13 protein-coding genes and 1 pseudogene are annotated in these 16437 nt (G+C 74.2%); 9 read left to right on the forward strand and 5 right to left on the reverse strand.

What is annotated here, in order from left to right; genetic code table 11:
- Nucleotides 1-242: 242 nt before the first annotated feature.
- Nucleotides 243-1277 (reverse strand): annotated as a pseudogene (locus DOO78_RS21235) (ligase-associated DNA damage response exonuclease); the annotation flags it as partial.
- Between the two features lie 186 nt (nt 1278-1463).
- Here DOO78_RS21235 and DOO78_RS21240 point away from each other — a divergent pair.
- From DOO78_RS21240 to pdeM, 4 genes are all read left to right on the forward strand, one after another.
- Nucleotides 1464-2498: a sensor histidine kinase gene (locus DOO78_RS21240; RefSeq protein WP_111471884.1), complete on the forward strand. Its 1035-nt coding sequence runs from the start codon at nt 1464-1466 to the stop codon at nt 2496-2498.
- 116 nt (nt 2499-2614) lie between these two features.
- Nucleotides 2615-4144: an FAD-dependent oxidoreductase gene (locus tag DOO78_RS21245; RefSeq protein ID WP_111471885.1), complete on the forward strand. Its 1530-nt coding sequence runs from the start codon at nt 2615-2617 to the stop codon at nt 4142-4144.
- A 125-nt stretch (nt 4145-4269) separates the two neighbouring features.
- Nucleotides 4270-6837, forward strand: coding sequence for a ligase-associated DNA damage response DEXH box helicase (locus DOO78_RS21250; RefSeq protein ID WP_111471886.1), 2568 nt, complete (start codon nt 4270-4272; stop codon nt 6835-6837).
- A gap of 106 nt (nt 6838-6943) precedes the next feature.
- A complete protein-coding gene (gene pdeM / locus DOO78_RS21255) occupies nt 6944-7666 on the forward strand; it encodes a ligase-associated DNA damage response endonuclease PdeM (protein ID WP_111471887.1) in 723 nt (240 codons plus the stop codon).
- Here the strand turns inward: pdeM and DOO78_RS21260 are convergent.
- Nucleotides 7644-8249 (reverse strand): fasciclin domain-containing protein, encoded by a 606-nt coding sequence (locus DOO78_RS21260; protein WP_165839016.1) that lies wholly within the window; start codon nt 8247-8249, stop codon nt 7644-7646. The genes pdeM and DOO78_RS21260 overlap by 23 nt on opposite strands.
- A gap of 299 nt (nt 8250-8548) precedes the next feature.
- Here DOO78_RS21260 and DOO78_RS21265 point away from each other — a divergent pair, with 299 nt between their 5' ends.
- Nucleotides 8549-9280 carry a metallophosphoesterase gene (locus DOO78_RS21265; protein ID WP_243634703.1) on the forward strand — a complete coding sequence of 244 codons (732 nt, stop codon included), beginning with the start codon at nt 8549-8551 and terminating at the stop codon, nt 9278-9280.
- Between the two features lie 6 nt (nt 9281-9286).
- On the opposite strand, the gene DOO78_RS21270 is transcribed toward DOO78_RS21265, so the two are convergent.
- The 3 genes from DOO78_RS21270 to DOO78_RS21280 all read right to left on the reverse strand — a co-directional run bounded on the left by DOO78_RS21270 (nt 9287) and on the right by DOO78_RS21280 (nt 11405).
- Nucleotides 9287-9751 (reverse strand): GNAT family N-acetyltransferase, encoded by a 465-nt coding sequence (locus DOO78_RS21270; RefSeq protein ID WP_111471902.1) that lies wholly within the window; start codon nt 9749-9751, stop codon nt 9287-9289.
- A 191-nt stretch (nt 9752-9942) separates the two neighbouring features.
- Complete coding sequence (locus DOO78_RS21275) at nt 9943-10707, reverse strand: creatininase family protein (RefSeq protein ID WP_111471889.1); 765 nt, start codon at nt 10705-10707, stop codon at nt 9943-9945.
- 80 nt (nt 10708-10787) lie between these two features.
- Entirely contained in the window at nt 10788-11405 is a 618-nt protein-coding gene (locus DOO78_RS21280) for a DUF6134 family protein (RefSeq protein WP_111471890.1), read from the reverse strand.
- A gap of 198 nt (nt 11406-11603) precedes the next feature.
- On the opposite strand from DOO78_RS21280, the gene DOO78_RS21285 reads away from it, so the two are divergent.
- The 4 genes from DOO78_RS21285 (at nt 11604) to DOO78_RS21300 (ending at nt 16259) form a co-directional block, all read left to right on the forward strand.
- A complete protein-coding gene (locus tag DOO78_RS21285; RefSeq protein ID WP_111471891.1) occupies nt 11604-12152 on the forward strand; it encodes a SixA phosphatase family protein in 549 nt (182 codons plus the stop codon).
- A 23-nt stretch (nt 12153-12175) separates the two neighbouring features.
- Nucleotides 12176-13696: a CYTH and CHAD domain-containing protein gene (locus DOO78_RS21290; protein WP_111471892.1), complete on the forward strand. Its 1521-nt coding sequence runs from the start codon at nt 12176-12178 to the stop codon at nt 13694-13696.
- Nucleotides 13697-13802: 106 nt separating this feature from the next.
- Nucleotides 13803-15122 (forward strand): citrate synthase, encoded by a 1320-nt coding sequence (gene gltA, locus DOO78_RS21295; RefSeq protein WP_111471893.1) that lies wholly within the window; start codon nt 13803-13805, stop codon nt 15120-15122.
- Between the two features lie 486 nt (nt 15123-15608).
- Nucleotides 15609-16259 (forward strand): hypothetical protein, encoded by a 651-nt coding sequence (locus tag DOO78_RS21300; protein WP_111471894.1) that lies wholly within the window; start codon nt 15609-15611, stop codon nt 16257-16259.
- Nucleotides 16260-16437: the final 178 nt, after the last annotated feature.

Raw genomic sequence — 16437 nt, forward strand, 5'->3', positions numbered from 1 at the left:
GCCGCCCCGCCAACCCCGCGAACCGCGGCGGTGGCGGCTTCGCCGCGGTTCGCGGCCGCGTGCTCGTTTTCGCCGCGGCGCACGGCCGCATGCTCTGTTCCGCCGCGGCGCACGGCCGCCCCGCCAACCCCGTGCGCCGCGGCGGTGGTGGCTTCGCCGCGGTTCGCAACGTCGTCGCCAGCCTCGTGCCCCGCGGCGGTGGCGGCAGCGTCGTCGCCCTGGTCCGCACCGGGCGGCGGGTCGTCCTCCTCCTCGCCGAGGCCGATCAGGTGCAGCGCCCGGCCGCGGATGCCGCGCAGCGCCAGCGCATGCACCAGGGCGTCGTCGCGGCCATGCGTCACCCAGACCTCCGGCGCGCCCACCTCGTCGATCGTGCGGTTGAGGTCGTCCCAGTCCGCATGGTCCGAGATCACCAGCGGCAGCTCGACGCCGCGCGTCCGGGCGCGCTGGCGCACCCGCATCCAGCCGCTCGCCAGCCCGACCACCGGCTCGGCCAGCCGCCGCGCCCAGCGGTCCTGGATCGCCGAGGGCGGCGCCAGCACGATGGCCCCGCGCAGCGCCGCCTTGGCCGCGACGGTCGCCGGCGCCAGCGGGCCGAGCGGCACGCCGAGCGCCTCGTAGAGCCGGCAGAGCGGCGCCAGCGCGCCGTGCAGGTGGATCGGCGCCTCCCACCCGGCCTCGCGCAGCAGCCGGATCAGCCGCTGGCACTTGCCGAGGGCGTAGCAGCCGACGACATGCGTCCGCTCGGGGAAGAGGGCGAGGCTCTTCAGCAGCTTCGCCACCTCCGCCTCGGGCGGCGGGTGGCGGAAGACCGGCAGGGCGAAGGTCGCCTCGGTGACGAAGACGTCGCAGCCTCCGAGGCCGCCCCCGCGCCCGGGCACCACCTCGAAGGGGGCGCAGGTCGGGTCGCGCTGCCGCTTGTAGTCGCCCGAGACCACCACCCGGCTGCCCTGCCAGTCGAGCACCACCTGGGCCGAGCCGAGCACATGCCCGGCCGGCAGCAGGCGGATCTCGACGCCGCCCTGCCGCAGCACCTCGCCGGGCAGGATCGGCTGCTGCACCGCCCCGGCCCCGGCCTCGCCCATGCGGGCCCGCATGATCGCGAGGGTCTCCGGCGTCGCCAGCACCGCGCCATGGCCGGGGCGGGCATGGTCGGCATGGCCATGGGTGATCACCGCGCGATCCACCGGGCGGACCGGGTCGATGGTGAATCCCCCCGGCTCGCAATGCAGCCCGAGCGGGGTCACGCGCAGCCAGGTCTCTGGATGGGGAGGCATGTGACGTCGGGGGTCCCTTGGCAGCGCATCCCAACCCCCTGGCAGGGCAGGGCGGGACGCCGATACAAACTGTGTCCCTCAGGCCGCAGGACAAGGCGCGGTCGCCTTTGGGCCGGAACCGCATGGCGCGTCGCGCGTCAATCGATCCCGGCCTCGCAACGGCACGGCACGGGGGAATGACGCCGTATGGCGGGAGAGGCGCAGGATAGGGGACAAGCCGCGGGGCCGGGCGGGGAGGCGCAGTTCCGCGCCCTCGCCGATTCCGCCCCGGTCATGATCTGGCGGACCGATGCCAACCGCGGCTGCGACTACTTCAACCAGCCCTGGCTCGACTTCACCGGCCGCCCGCTGCAGCAGGAGCTCGGCGACGGCTGGCGGGCGGCGGTGCATCCGGAGGACGTCGCCCGCTGCCAGCGCGCCTTCGACGAGGCCTTCGAGGCGCGGCGCGAGTTCACCATCGATTTCCGCCTGCGCCGGCACGACGGCGCCTGGCGCTGGCTGCTGGGCAAGGGCCGGCCCTTCTGCGTCGAGGGGCGGTTCGCCGGCTATCTCGGCAGCTGCATCGACTGCACCGAGGCCAGGCAGGCGCTGGAGGACCACCAGCGGGCGCTGGAGGAGCGCGAGGAGCTGCTCTCCGAGCTGCACCACCGGGTGAAGAACAACGCCCAGGCCACCACCTCCTTCCTCAGCCTGCAGGCGAACCGGGCGAGCGACCCGACCGTCGCGGCGGCGCTGCGCGCGGCGGCGATGCGGGTGATGCTGGCCACCCTGGTGCAGGACCGGATGTTCCGCGTGCCGCCCGATGGCGGCGTCGAGCTCGGGACCGAGCTGGCGACCACGGCGCGCACCGCGCTCGAGGTCGCCGGCCGGCCGGGCATCGAGCTCGTCCTGGCCCTCGAGGACTCGCTGACCCTGCCGGTCGCCCAGGCGACGCCCATCGCCCTCATCGTCAACGAGCTGGTGGTGAACGCCGCCCGCCACGCCTTCCCGGGCGGCCGGCCGGGGCGGATCAGCCTGTCGCTGCGCCGCCCCGGCGCCGGCCTCGGCGAGGTCGTGGTCGCCGATGACGGGATCGGCCTCGACCAGACCCTGCCGCGGAACACGCCGCGCGGCTGCCTCGGCCTGCACCTGATGCCGCGGCTGGCGCGGCAGGCGCATGCCACGCTGCGGATCGACGGCAGCCAGGGCGTCACCGCGGTGCTGCATTTCGCCTGCCGCTGACGCCCCGCGGGCCCGGTCCGGCCCCGCCGGCACGGGCTTTTGATCCGACCCGCTGCCGCCGCCCGCCCCCTGCGCACGTCCCTCCCCTGCAACCGGCCTGGCGAGGGGATGCGGGCATGAGCGAGGCGAAGCAGGGTCCGGACCTGGCGGCGGGCGTGCCGCTCGCCGCCCTCGAGGATGGCGGCCTGCTGGCCGGGCATGTCGGCGAGGCCGCGGTGCTGCTCGCCCGCCGCGGCGAGGAGGTCTTCGCCCTCGGCGCCCATTGCACCCATTACGGCGCGCCGCTGGCGACCGGGATCCTGGTCGGCGAGACGGTGCGCTGCCCCTGGCATCATGCCTGTTTCTCCCTGCGCAGCGGCGAGGCCGAGCGGGCGCCGGCCTTCGACCCGCTCGAGCGCTGGGAGGTGCGGCGCGAGGGGGACCGCATCCGGGTGGGCGGCAAGCGGCCCGCCCCGGCGCCGCGCCGCCTGCCGCCGGCGCCCGACGCGCCGTCGCGCATCCTCGTCCTCGGCGGCGGCGCGGCCGGCTTCGCCGCCGCCGAGCGGCTGCGGCGGGAGGGCTACGAGGGCAGCCTCACCCTGCTGAGCGAGGATGCCGACGCCCCCTATGACCGACCCAACCTGTCGAAGGACTACCTCGCCGGCGAGGCGGAGGAGGGCTGGATGCCGCTGCGCCCGGCGGGGTGGTACGGGGAGCAAGGCATCGACCTCCGCCTCGCCACCCGCGTGGACCGCATCGACCCGGCCGGGCGGGCGGTGCGGCTCGCCGACGGCGCCGCCCTCCCCTTCGACCGGCTGCTGATCGCCACCGGCGCCGAGCCGGTGCGGCCGCCCATCCCCGGCGCCGAGGACCCGGCGGTGCTGGTGCTGCGCTCCTGGGCAGATTGCCGCGGGCTGATCGCCCAGGCGGAAGGGGCGCGCAGCGCGGTGCTGGTCGGCGCCGGCTTCATCGGCCTCGAGGTGGCGGCGGCGCTGCGCCAGCGCGGCCTGGCGGTGACGGTGGTGGCGCCGCAGCCGCGCCCGCTGGAGCGGGTGCTGGGCCCCGGGCTCGCCGGGGTGGTGCGGCAGGTGCATGAGGCCCAGGGGGTGCGGTTCCGCCTCGGCGAGGAGGTGGCCACGGTGGCGCCGGACCGGGTGCGGCTGAAGTCGGGCGACGAGATCGCGGCCGACCTCGTCCTGCTCGGCACCGGCGTCAGGCCGCGCACGGCGCTCGCCGAGGCGGCCGGGATCGCGGTCGAGAACGGCATCCTGGTCGATGCGATGCTGGAGACCAGCATCCCCGGCATCTTCGCCGCCGGCGACGTGGCGCGCTGGCCGGACCCGCATGGCGGCGGCCGCATCCGGGTCGAGCACTGGGTGGTCGCCGAGCGCATGGGCCAGGCGGCGGCGCTCGCCATGCTCGGCCGCGGCGCGCCCTTCGATGCCGTGCCCTTCTTCTGGAGCCGGCACTACCACGACCTGAACATCGACTATCTCGGCCATGCCGAGCGCTGGGACGACATTGCGGTGGAGGGCGACCTCGCCAGGCCGCGCGCCGTGCTGCGCTACCGCGCCGGCGGCCGGGTGCTAGCGGTGGCGACGGTGGACCGCGACCGGGAGAACCTGCGGCTGGAGGCGGCGATGGAGGCCGGGCCGCTCCCGGCCTAGCCCCTGATCGCCCGCGCTGGCCCATGCTCCGCGGACCGGGGCGAACGGACCTTGGTCCGGCTCGCGCCGGGCAAGGTCGCGACGGCGCTTCACCGTTGCGGTCCGGGCCGTCATAGTGGCCCTGAATGCGAACATTACCGGAACCTTTCGCCGGCTGGTTCGCCGCCCGCGGCTGGGTGCCGCGGCCGCACCAGCTGGCCCTCTGCCGCGCCGCCGGTCGGGGCGAGAGCGCCCTGCTCATCGCCCCGACCGGCGGCGGCAAGACCCTCGCCGGCTTCCTCCCCAGCCTGATCGCGCTGGCCGACCGGCCGCGCCGGACAGGGCCGGGCGCCCTGCACACCCTCTATGTCTCGCCGCTGAAGGCGCTCGCCGTCGACATCGCCCGCAACCTCCTCGCTCCGGTCGAGGCGCTCGACCTGCCGATCCGCATCGAGACCCGCACCGGCGACACGCCGCAGAACCGCCGCACCCGGCAGAAGGCGGACCCGCCGGAGATCCTGCTGACCACGCCGGAGAGCCTGCTGCTGCTGCTCTCCCAGCCCGAGGCGGGCGCCTTCTTCGCCGGCCTCGGCGCCGTGGTGGTGGACGAGATCCACGCCCTGGCCGGCAGCAAGCGCGGCGACCAGCTCGCGCTGGCCCTCGCCCGCCTCGCCAGCCTGGCGCCGGCGGCGCGGCGGGTCGGCCTCTCGGCGACGGTCGCGCATCCCGAGCCGCTGCGCGCCTTCCTCTCCCCCTCCGGCCGGCCGGAGGCGGTGCGGCTGATCCAGGTGCGGGGCGGCGCGCCGCCGGCGCTCTCCATCATGCTGCCCGAGGGGCACCTGCCCTGGGGCGGGCATATGGGCCTCGCCTCGGCGCCCGAGATCTACCGCCGCATCGAGGCGGCCCGCGTCACCATCGTCTTCGTCAACACCCGCGCCCAGTCCGAGCTGGTCTTCCAGGCGCTGTGGCGGCTGAACGACGCGGTGCTGCCGATCGCCCTGCACCATGGCAGCCTCACCGTCGAGCAGCGCCGCAAGGTCGAGGCGGCGATGGCGGCGGGCAAGCTGCGCGCCGTGGTCGCCACCGCCTCGCTCGATCTCGGCATCGACTGGGGCGATGTCGACCAGGTGATCCAGGTCGGCGCGCCGAAGGGCGTGGCGCGGCTGCTGCAGCGGGTCGGCCGCGCCAACCACCGCATGGACGAGCCCTCCCGCGCCCTGCTGGTGCCGGCCAACCGCTTCGAGGTGGTGGAGTGCACCGCGGCGCTGGAGGCGGTGCGGCACGAGGAGCTGGACGGCGACCCGCCACGGCCGGGCGGGCTCGACGTGCTGGCGCAGCACGTCCTCGCCATGGCCTGCCACGCCCCCTTCCGGCCCGACGACCTCTATGCCGAGGTGACGCTCGCCGCCCCCTACGCGGCCCTCTCCCGCCGCGACTTCGACGACGTGCTGCGCTTCGTCGCCGATGGCGGCTACGCGCTCCGCGCCTATGACCGCTTCCGCAAGCTGTTCCAGGATGCCGAGGGCTTCGTGCATGTGCGCGACCAGCACGTGGCGCGGCAGCTGCGGATGAATCTCGGCACCATCGTCGAGAGCCCGATGCTGAAGGTGCGGCTGCGCGGCGGTCCCGTGCTGGGCGAGGTGGAGGAGTGGTTCGTCTCCACCCTGCTCCCGGGCGACAGCTTCATGTTCGCCGGCCAGACCCTGCGCTTCGAGGCGCTGGACGCGATGACCGCCATCGTCTCCCGCGGCGGCGAGGGCGACCCGCGCGTGCCGACCTATGCCGGCGCCCGGCTGCCGCTCTCCACCTGGCTGGCGGCGCGGGTGCGCGAGATCCTGCACGAGCCGCGCAAGTGGCGCCTGCTGCCGGCGCCGGTGCAGGACTGGCTGCGGCTGCAGCGCCGCCGCTCCGCCCTGCCGGAGAAGGACGGGCTGCTGGTCGAGACCTTCCCGCGCGGCGGCCGCTGGTTCATGGTCGCCTACTGCTTCGAGGGGCGGCTGGCGCACCAGACATTGGGGATGCTGGTGACGAGGCGCATGGAGCGCGCCGGCCATGCGCCGCTCGGCTACCTCGCCACCGACTACGTCCTCGCCACCTGGAGCGCCTTCGAGCCGACCGGCATCGAGGCGCTGTTCGAGGAGGACCTGCTCGGCGAGGACCTCGAGGAATGGATGGCCGAGAGCTCCATGCTCCGCCGCACCTTCCGCAACATCGCCACCATCGCCGGCCTGATCGAGAAGCACCATCCGGGACATGAGAAGCGCCCCCGCCAGATGACCATGAATGCCGACCTGATCTACGACGTGCTGCGCAAGCACGAGCCCGACCACATCCTGCTCCGCGCCACGCGGCAGGAGGCGGCGGGCGGCCTCACCGATGTCGCCCGCATCGGCCTAGTGCTGGCCCGCGCCCGCGGGCGGATCCGCCACATGCGGCTCGACCGCGTCTCGCCCCTCGCCGTGCCGGCGCTGATCGAGGAGGGGCGCGAATGGGTCGCCGGCGGCGCCGAGGATGCGCTGCTCGCCGAGGCGGCGTCGCTGGTCGAGGAGGTGACGGGCGGCGAGGAGATCTTCGCCGAGACGCTCGCCGAGGTGACGGAGGGCGTGCGGGTGCGCGCCGGCGTGGTGGACACGCCGCGGCATCGCGGCAAGGAGCAGCGGCCGCGCCGCGCCCGCTTCATCCGCAGCGCGCCGAAGAGCCTGAACGGCGCATGATGCCGAAGGCACGCAACGCCGGCCCGCGGCCCGCCGGGCCGGCCGCCCGGACGGGCGCCGCTGCCCATGCGGCGCAGCCGGGCCGCGCGACGGCGCGGCGCCCGGCATGACCCCGGCCCCCCTGCACATCGCCGGCGAGCGGCTGATGCTCGACCCGGCCGGGCTGCTCGCCTGGCCGGCGCGGCAGACCCTGGTCGTCGGCGACCTGCACCTGGAGAAGGGCAGCGCCTTCGCCCGCGCCGGCCGCTTCCTGCCGCCCTACGACACGCGGGAGACGCTCGCGCGCCTGCAGGGCGCGCTGCGCCGCTGGCGGCCGCAGCGGCTGATCGCCCTCGGCGACAGCTTCCACGATGCCGGGGGCGCCGGCCGCATGGCGGCCGAGGATGCGGCGCTGCTGCACCGGCTGCTGGCCGGGATCGAGATGCTCTGGGTGCTTGGCAACCACGACCCGGTGCCGCCCGCGGGCCTGCCCGGGCAGGCGGTCGAGGAACACCGCGAGGGGCGGCTGACCTTCCGCCACGAGGCGCGCCGCGGCCCGCTCGCCCCGGCCGAGATCTCCGGGCATTTCCATCCCAAGGCCACCATGCCGACGCGCTGCGGCGGCGTCACCCGCCCCTGCTTCGTCGCCGATGCCTGGCGCGTCGTGCTGCCGGCCTTCGGCGCCTATGCGGGCGGGCTCGATGCCGGCGATCCCGCCATCGCCGGCCTGTTCCCGCGCGGGGCGCGGCTCTTCCTGCTCGGCCGCGACCGGCTCTACAGCATGCCGGCCGGCCCCGCCCGCCCCCGGCCGGCCGCCATCGCCATGGCTACGGATACAGGAGCTGGGTGATCGGGTAGATCACGCCGTTGGTGGCCGGGATGCCGGGGCCGTCGATCACCGCCGGCGCGCCGACATTGAGGCCGCCCGCGCCGAAGGTGCTGGACTGCTGCTCGGGCGCCGGGTTGGTCAGCGCGATCACGCCGTTCTGCTCGGCGATGCGCACCACCCCGCCGGCCACGGTCTTGATCTGGTGGTCGCCCGCCATCTCGGCCGGGGTCAGGGCGACGCCCGAGATGACGTGATAGGCGATCAGCGAGCGTAGCCGCAGCAGGTCCGGGCTGGCGCCGGAGAGGGTGCCGCCGCCGCCCTGCTCGCCGCCGCCGCCGCTGCCCTGGGCGAGCAGGTTGTTGATCAGCGCCGCCGAGGCGTGGTTGAAGGCGTCCCCCGTCGGCGCGAAGACGGTGATGAGGTTGGCGCTGCGGAACTGGTCGACGGCGCCGGCGCGCGAGACCAGCTCGACGAAGCGGTTGAAGCGGCTGTCGCCGGCCAGGGTGTCGATGACGTTGCGCGCCTGGGCCCGGGCCGCGGGAAGCCGGCCGAGCAGGCCGAGCCCGGCCGCGCCGAGCACGAGGCGGCGGTGGAGAAGGGGCATGGGGGTCTGTCCTTTCACGGCGCCGGACCTGCCGGGGGTGGCCAGGTCGCCAGCGCCACGCGGCAACGCCGAGTGGCCCGAATGGTTCGCCTGGGAACCGAGTTGTCCGTGGCGGGTTTCAACCACTCGTGCCGAGTCCCGGTCGGCGCGCGCGCGAAACGTTGCGTCGCCGCCGCCGGCCCGGCGCATCGCGCAATGCCGGGACAGCCCTACATCCTCGTCATGGATCGAACCGACTCCTTCCCCCGCCATCGGCATCCGCCCGCCAGCATCAGGCCCGCCCGCGCCAGGATGGCCGCGTGACCGCCGGCGCCATGGCCGACCTGCAGCGGCGCGGCTTCGCCGGGCTGCGGGTGGTGGGCGACGTGCATGGCGATGCCGTCGGCTTCCGCCATGCGGTGGCGGGCGCCGAGGCGGAGCGGCTCTTCCTGCTGCAGCTCGGCGACCTCACGGATCACGGGCCGGACAGCCCGGCGGTGCTGCGCCTGGTCTTCGGCCTGCTCGACGCGCGCCGCGGCCGCTTCCTGCTCGGCAACCACGACCACAAGCTGCGCCGGGCGCTGCTCGGGCAGCGGGTGCACTACGCCGCGGAGGGGCTGGGCCGGACGCTGGAGCAGCTCGCCCGCGCGCCGGACGGGCCGGCGCTGTCGCAGCGCGCCGTCGCCGAGATCGCCACGGCGCCGGCCTGGCTGCGCCTCGGCGACTGGTTCTTCGTGCACGCCGCCTGGCACCCGGCGATGCTGACCCGGCCGCCGCCGCCGGAGGCCGGGGCGCAGAAGCCCGATCCCGTGGTCTCGCGCGCGCTGTTCGGCCTGGTGACGGGGCGGGTGCAATGGGACGGCTATCCCGAGCGGCTGCATGGCTGGATCGACCGCATCCCGCCGGGGATGGTGGTCTATTGCGGCCATGAGGTCCGCTCGCCCGATGGCCGGCCCTATGTGCAGCAGGGCGAGGCGGGCGGCCGCGCCGTCTTCCTCGACACCGGCGCCGGCAAGGGCGGGCATCTCTCCTGGATCGACCTGCGCTGGTGAGGCGGCTCAGCCGTCGCGGCGGATGATGAAGCCGTTCGCCACCCGCTCCATGCCGAGCTTCGGGTACCAGCGCATGGGCTCGGGCGCCGAGAGCAGCAGCAGCATGCAGCCCGGCCCGAGGATGCGCTTGGTCTCGGCGATCAGCCCGCGCCCGACGCCCTTCCCCTGCCAGGCGGGATCGACGCAGAGATCGGAGAGGTAGCAGCAATAGGCGAAGTCGGTGATCGAGCGCGCCACGCCGGCGAGCCGCCCGGCGGCGTCGCGCGCCGTGACGACGAGGGTGGCGCCGGCCAGCATCGCCGCCATCCGCGCCGGGTCCCCGACCGGCCGGTTGAGGCCGGAGGCGCGCACCACGGCGATGAACTCCGCCGGGTCGAGCCGCCCCTCCTCGCGCGCGAAGGCGATGCCGGGCGGCGGCACGGCCAGGGCGGCCCAGGCGGCATGGCCGGCGAGGATGGGCGGGTCGGGCATGGGATCGGTCATCCCCGCATGCTCCCCTCCCCATCCCGCGCCGGCAAGCACCCCCTGGCCAGCCGGGACGATCATTGCCACGGTCGCTGCCCGTTGCCCTGCCGCGGCTTCGCCGCGGCAGGCCGTGCGACACGCCGCTCGATCGGCGCGTCCGGGGCCCCCGCGAAGACGCGCAGCGGCTTCGTGGGGAGTTAAGCCCAGAGTTTCGGGTTCAGCAGCAGCCCGGCGATCGCCGCCGAGATGGCTTCCAGCAGCCGCTCCCCCTTCTCCGCGCTCGCCGCCCGGGCATCGCCGATGACGCCGCTCTCCGAGATGGCGCGGAAGGAGCGGCGCAGCGCCAGACCCGGCGGCTGCCCCTCGACGCGGGTCGAGGCCGGCCCATGCGCCTCGGCGAGGCGGTCCAGGCGCACGCTGTCGGGGCGCAGCGCCAGCATCATGCTGGTCTCCGCCTCGCAGGCATGCATCAGGCCGGATTGCCGCTCGAGGATCGGCGCGATCACCTCCGGCACCATGTGCCAGTAGGTGCCGGCCGCGACCTTGATGCCGAGCGCGATGGACAACTCCGAGGCGGCGACCATCACCGCCTCGGCATTGCCGCCATGGCCGTTCAGCAGCATCACCCGCCGGAAGCCGTGCCGCGCCGCCGAGCGGGCGATGCCGCCGAGCGCCGCGGCGAAGCTGGCGTAGTCCAGCGTCACCGTGCCGCCGAATTCCATGTGGTGCTCGGCGAGGCCGGTCCAGACGACGGGCGTCACCACCACCGGCGCGCCGGCGGCGGCGATGCGCGCCGCGGTGCGGGCGGCGACGCCGCCGGCGAGGATGATGTCGACGCCGGTCGCCAGATGCGGCCCGTGCTGCTCGAGCGAGGCGACCGGCACGATCACCAGCGCATCCGCGGCGGCGCGGGCGCGCAGCTCCTCGGCGGTCAGCCGCATCCATTCGGTCTCGGTGGCCATGCCGGCCCTCCTTCGCTGCCGGCCGATCCTGGCATCGCCGCCCGGCGACGTCAGCCCAGCGAGGTCAGCCCGGCCCGGGATCAGGCCAGCGGTTCGTAGACCACCGTGCTGCCATCCTCGGCGCGGGTCTTCCAGCCGATCCAGGTGCCGTCGGCCGCGTAGCGGGCCTCGGACTCCGTGTCGCCCGTGCCGCGCCAGAGCGTGCCGCCCTCGGGCAGCGCCTGGCGGCTCCACTGGATCCGCAGCAACTGCCCGCTGTCGTTGTCGAAGAGCGGCCGGTCGAAGCGGCGGCTGTCCCACCAGCTGAGCGGCGCCGCCTGGGCCGGCAGGCGGAAGCGGCCGGCGGAGGCCTGGACGAGGACGGCATCCGCCGCCGCCTCGGCCCGCATCTCGGTCACCGTGCCGTTGCGGTCGAGGCGGGAGGCGACACGGCGCAGCCGGTCGCCGGCCCAGACCTCCTCGAAGCGGTGGCTGAAGCGGAAGACGGTGATGCCGACCAGGCGGACGGTGATGTCGACCTCGGTGCGGGCCGTCAGTTCGCCGCCGGCCTGGGCGAGGAGGACGCGGTGGGTGCCGATGGCGCTGCCCTCCCGCACCACCCGGAAGCGGAGCTCGCCCGGCATGGCCCGGGCACGGCCGGCGAGCAGCAGGCCGAGCGCCGGCAGGGCGCGCCGCGGCAGGGGGCGGGCGAAGGACATCGGGCGGATCACTCCGGCAGGGGCCGAGGGCCAGGGGTAGGGACCAGGGGGGTAAGGACCAGGGGCAGGCGCCCGGGAAGATAGGCGGGGATGGGCGGGCGACCAGGTGCGCGTGGCCAGGGGGCGCATGACTAGGGGGCGGCCGCGGCCGCGATGGGGGCAGGACAAGCCAGGCGGGGCGTGGCAACATGCGGGGCGATGCGACAGCTCCTGCTGCTGCGGCACGCGAAGTCCTCCTGGGACGACCCGGCCCTTTCCGACCATGCCCGTCCGCTCAACGCGCGGGGCCGCCGGGCGGCGGCGGCCATCGCCCAGGCGATGCGGGAGCTGGGGCTCGGACCCGACCTCGTCCTCGTCTCCTCCGCCCGGCGGACCCTGCAGACCCTGGAGGCGCTGACCCCCTTCGAGGATGCGGCGCTGATCGAGCCCATGGACGCGCTCTACCTCGCGCCCTGGCGGCGGTTGCTGGAGGCGCTGCAGGAGGTGCCGGAGACGGTCCGCAGCGTGCTGCTCATCGGCCACAACCCCGGGCTGCACGAGCTTGCCCTGGCCCTGGCCGGGGCGCAGGGCATCAGCCGCGGCGGCCCCGGCCTGCAGCGCCTGGCCGAGGGCTACCCGACCGGCGCGCTGGTCGAGTTCACCATCGCCAGCCCCTGGCGCCAGCTCGAATCGGGCGGTGGACGACTTGTGCGATTCATCCAGCCGCGCGATCTTCTGGCCGCCGATTCGACGGAGACCCTCCCCTGATCAGCCTCGACGAGGCGGCGTCCGTGGCGCTGCCCGGGGTGCAGGCCGAGCCGCAGGCCGAGGCCGCCACGGCCGGCCCGGCCCTCGCCCTGGAATTCGCGCTCGACCCCGAGGCCGCGGCCCGCCTGCCCCGCCACCCCGCCATCGCCGCCAGCCGCGGCGGCCGGTCCCGGGGCGCCGCGGCCAATCTCATCTGGCTCGACACCGCCGATGGCGCCCTGGCGGTGGCGGGGCTCGCCATCGAGGAGAGCCAGCGCGGCCAGCGGCAGGTGCTGCGGGTGATGCCCGCGCCGGACCAGCCCTGGGTGCCCGGCACGCCGCCCGCCCTGCTGGAGACGGCGCCGCCGCCGGCCGGCCATGTGGTGCCGATCGCCGCCTTCAGCGGCCGCCGCGCCGCGATGCGGCTGGCGACGCCGGAGGGGCCGGTGCAGGCGGTGCTGCTCGCCGGCAAGCTGCGGGCGGTGGCGGATGAGCGGCCGGTGGCGCGGCTGCTGCTGCAGGGCGAGCCGGGCGCGGTGCTCGGCCTCGCCGGCCGGCTCGCCGCCGACCTGCCGCTGCTGCCGCCGCATGCCGCGCTGGCCGAGGAGGGACGCGCGCTCGCCCGCGGCGAGGCGCCCCGCCCCCGCCGCCGCGGCCCGCCCGACCTGGCCGGGGCGGCGACGGTGGAGCTGGCCCTGCTCGCCGCCATCGGCCACCTGCTGGAGGTGATGCTGGTGCAGGCGCCCGCCTGCCGGCTCGGCGCCGGGCCGGAGGGGGTGCACCAGATGCGGGTCGGGCTGCGCCGGCTGCGCTCGGTGCTGAAGGTCTTCCGCCCGGCCGCCGGCGGGCCGGCGCTGCAGCATTTCGATGCCGGGCTGAAGGCGCTGGCCGACCGGCTGGGGCCGGCGCGGGACTGGGACGTCTTCCTCGGCGGCCTCGGCGCCCAGCTCGCCGAGGCGATGCCGGGGGAGCGGCGCATCGCCAGCCTGCTGAAGGCGGCGGAGGCGCGGCGCCAGGCCGCCTATGTCGCGCTCCGCGCGGCGCTCGACGGCCCGGCCTTCCGCACCCTGGTGCTGGAGGGGCTCGGCCTGCTGCTGCGCCGCCCCTGGCGCGCGGCGCAGCCGGACGCGCCGGAGGAGGCGGAGCGCCTCGCCCGGCTCGACGAGAAGCTGCCGGACTTCGCCGCCGCCCTGCTCGACAAGCGCTGGCACAAGCTCTGCGCCGAGGGCGAGGACATCGAGACCCACTCGGCCGAGGCGCTGCACGAGGTGCGGCTGGAGGCCAAGCGCCTGCGCTACCCGACCGAGCTCTTCGCGCCGCTCTGGCCGGGCAAGGCGACGCGGCGCTTCCAGCGGCGGCTCGCGGCGCTGCAGGAGGCGCTCGGCCTGGCCAACGACACGGCGGTGGCGCGCAGCCTCGTCGCCTCGCTCGGCGGTGCGGTGCCGGCCTGGGCGGTGGGCGCGGCGGAGGGCTTCGCCACCGCCCGTTCCGGCGCGGCGCGCAGCCAGGCGCTCGAGGCCTGGGCGGAATTGATGGATGCCGGGCCCTCCTGGGAGGGCGGCTGAGCCGGCCAGGGGATGCGTTGCCAAAACCCCGGCATGCGACGATATCTTGCGGCGCACCACGCGATCGCCCCGTCCAGAGGCGCCGCTATCCTAAGGACTGATACGCATGAGCAGCTCGGCAACCGGGGCGGCAAAGCCGACCGTCACCGTCACGCTTGATGGGTCCAATCGCAACACGAGCCTGCCCGTGCTGTCCGGCTCGATCGGCCCGGACGTGGTGGATATCCGCAAGCTCTACGGCGATCTCGGCGTCTTCACCTTCGATCCCGGCTATGGCGCGACCGCGAGCTGCGAGAGCAAGATCACCTATATCGATGGCGATGCCGGCGTGCTGCTCTACCGCGGCTACCCGATCGAGCAGCTCGCCGAGCAGTCCGACTTCATCGAGGTCTCCTACCTGCTGATGTATGGCGAGCTGCCGAGCCCGGCGCAGCTCGAGGCGTTCCGCAAGGGCGTCACCTACCACACCATGGTGCACGAGCAGCTGCGGCGCTTCTTCGACGGCTTCCGCCGCGATGCGCACCCGATGGCGGTGATCTGCGGCGTGGTCGGCGCGCTCGCCGCCTTCTACCACGACAACCTCGACATCAACGATCCGCACCAGCGCGAGATCGCGGCCTACCGGCTGATCGCCAAGATCCCGACCATCGCGGCCTGGGCTTACAAATACTCGATCGGCCAGCCCTTCATGTATCCGCGGAACGACCTCAGCTACGCGGAGAATTTCCTCTACATGCTGAACGCCGTCCCGGCCGAGCCCTGGACGCCGAACCCGATCCTGTCGCGCGCCATGGACCGCATCCTGGTCCTGCACGCGGACCACGAGCAGAACGCCTCCACCTCCACCGTGCGGCTCGCCGGCTCGACCGGCGCCAATCCCTTCGCCTGCGTCGCCGCGGGCATCGCCGCGCTCTGGGGCCCGGCGCATGGCGGCGCCAACGAGGCGGTGCTGAAGATGCTGGGCGAGATCGGCAGCCCCGAGAACATCCCGCACTTCATCAGCGAGGTGAAGGACAAGAACTCCCACACCAAGCTCATGGGTTTCGGCCACCGGGTCTACAAGAACTTCGACCCGCGCGCGAAGATCATGAAGGAGACCTGCCACGAGGTGCTGGCCGAGCTCGGCATCAAGGACGAGCCGCTGCTCGACATGGCGATGGAGATGGAGCGCATCGCCCTCTCCGACGACTATTTCATCCAGCGCAAGCTCTACCCGAACGTGGACTTCTATTCGGGCATCATCCTGAAGGCGATGGGCATCCCGACGAGCATGTTCACCGTGCTCTTCGCCGTGGCCCGCACCGTCGGCTGGGTGAGCCAGTGGAAGGAGATGATCGAGGACCCGTCGCAGCGCATCGGCCGGCCGCGGCAGCTCTACACCGGCGCGACGCAGCGCGACTACGTGTCGCTCGGCCGCCGCGCCTAGAGCATCGTCACCCGTTCGAGTGTTTCCACTCGAACGGGATCTGCTCCTGGCCGATCTTGGATCGCGTGATCTGCGCCTTGCGGTGAGGCCGTCTCGAGCGATCGCGCGCCGGAGCGGATCCCGATCAGGTGGACTCACCTGATCGGGTGGAAACGCTCTGAAGCCGGGATGCTCCAGCGGCCTCTCCAGGCTCGCTGGACCCGCACCCCGGTCGAATGGACTGGCCGGACCGGGCGGGACGCTCCGCAACCCAGACCATCGCAGGCCCGCCGGGACACCCCGGCGGGCCTTTTCTTCGTAGAATATCTAGATCGTAATAATACGATTCAACAATGTAGACACAATACAAAATACATCGCGTCTGGATGAGAATTCGGCGACGCACGTCCCACAATTTACATTTCAATTGAAAAACGCTCTTGCGCGACGGCGAGCGCGATCACAGCATTGCGAGCACGGTACATTACACGTACAGGAATACTCTCGATGAACGAGGCACCTGCCGCGGTTTGCCACGTAGGACTCGACCACCAGGTCCGGCGTCAGCTGCGCAAATGGCCTCAGCGCCCGCCGGGCGTCCTGCCGAGCCTGAACCAGCCCGGCACCTGGCTGCGCGGCCGACCCGGGGATGCCGCCGGCCCGGCGCACCCCTTCCTCAAGCTGCCGGGCTCGAACCGGCTGCGCACCCTGCCCGACGGGTTGTGGCTGCACTTCAGCCCCTCGGCCAGCGACCCCTATGTCGACATCCTCTGCATCGAGGCCTGCTCCTCGCTGCAGAACCTGCTCGACAAGCGCTCGCGCTTCGCGCCCTCGACCGGCTCCCTGCTCGCGGTCTGCCCGGTGCCCTGGCTGCTCTCCGCGGCGCAGCATCCGGACCCGACGCCGCGCTGGCGGCTGATCCGCATGCTGAAGACCGAGCCGCAGGAGCCGCTGACCCTGCCGGTGCGCGACATCCGCGTCGTCTTCGGGCTGAAGAGCCGGCATTATGAGGGCTTCGTGCGGCACCAGATGCCGCATCCGCACGAGTTCTTCTGCCCGATGGAGGCGCTGACGGCCGAGGGCGGGCATGAGGACCCGGCGATGCAGGCGCTGATGTCGCGCGCCTCGGCCAGTGCCAACTTCATGCGCCTGCCCTAGGGCGCTTCCCCTGAACACCGGTCCATGGGAAGCGCCCCAGGCTCCTGTTGTCGGAGCATCTTCACCCGATCAGGGGAGTGGCTGTGTCCATGAATGTTGGCCCACCAGTGCTGACGAATTCTGGCCCACCTGCCGCTTCTGACCGCCCTGGCCGGGCCGCGGCCCGGCCAGGGCGGTC

The organism is Roseicella frigidaeris, from assembly GCF_003258945.1.
GTDB lineage: Bacteria > Pseudomonadota > Alphaproteobacteria > Acetobacterales > Acetobacteraceae > Paracraurococcus > Paracraurococcus frigidaeris.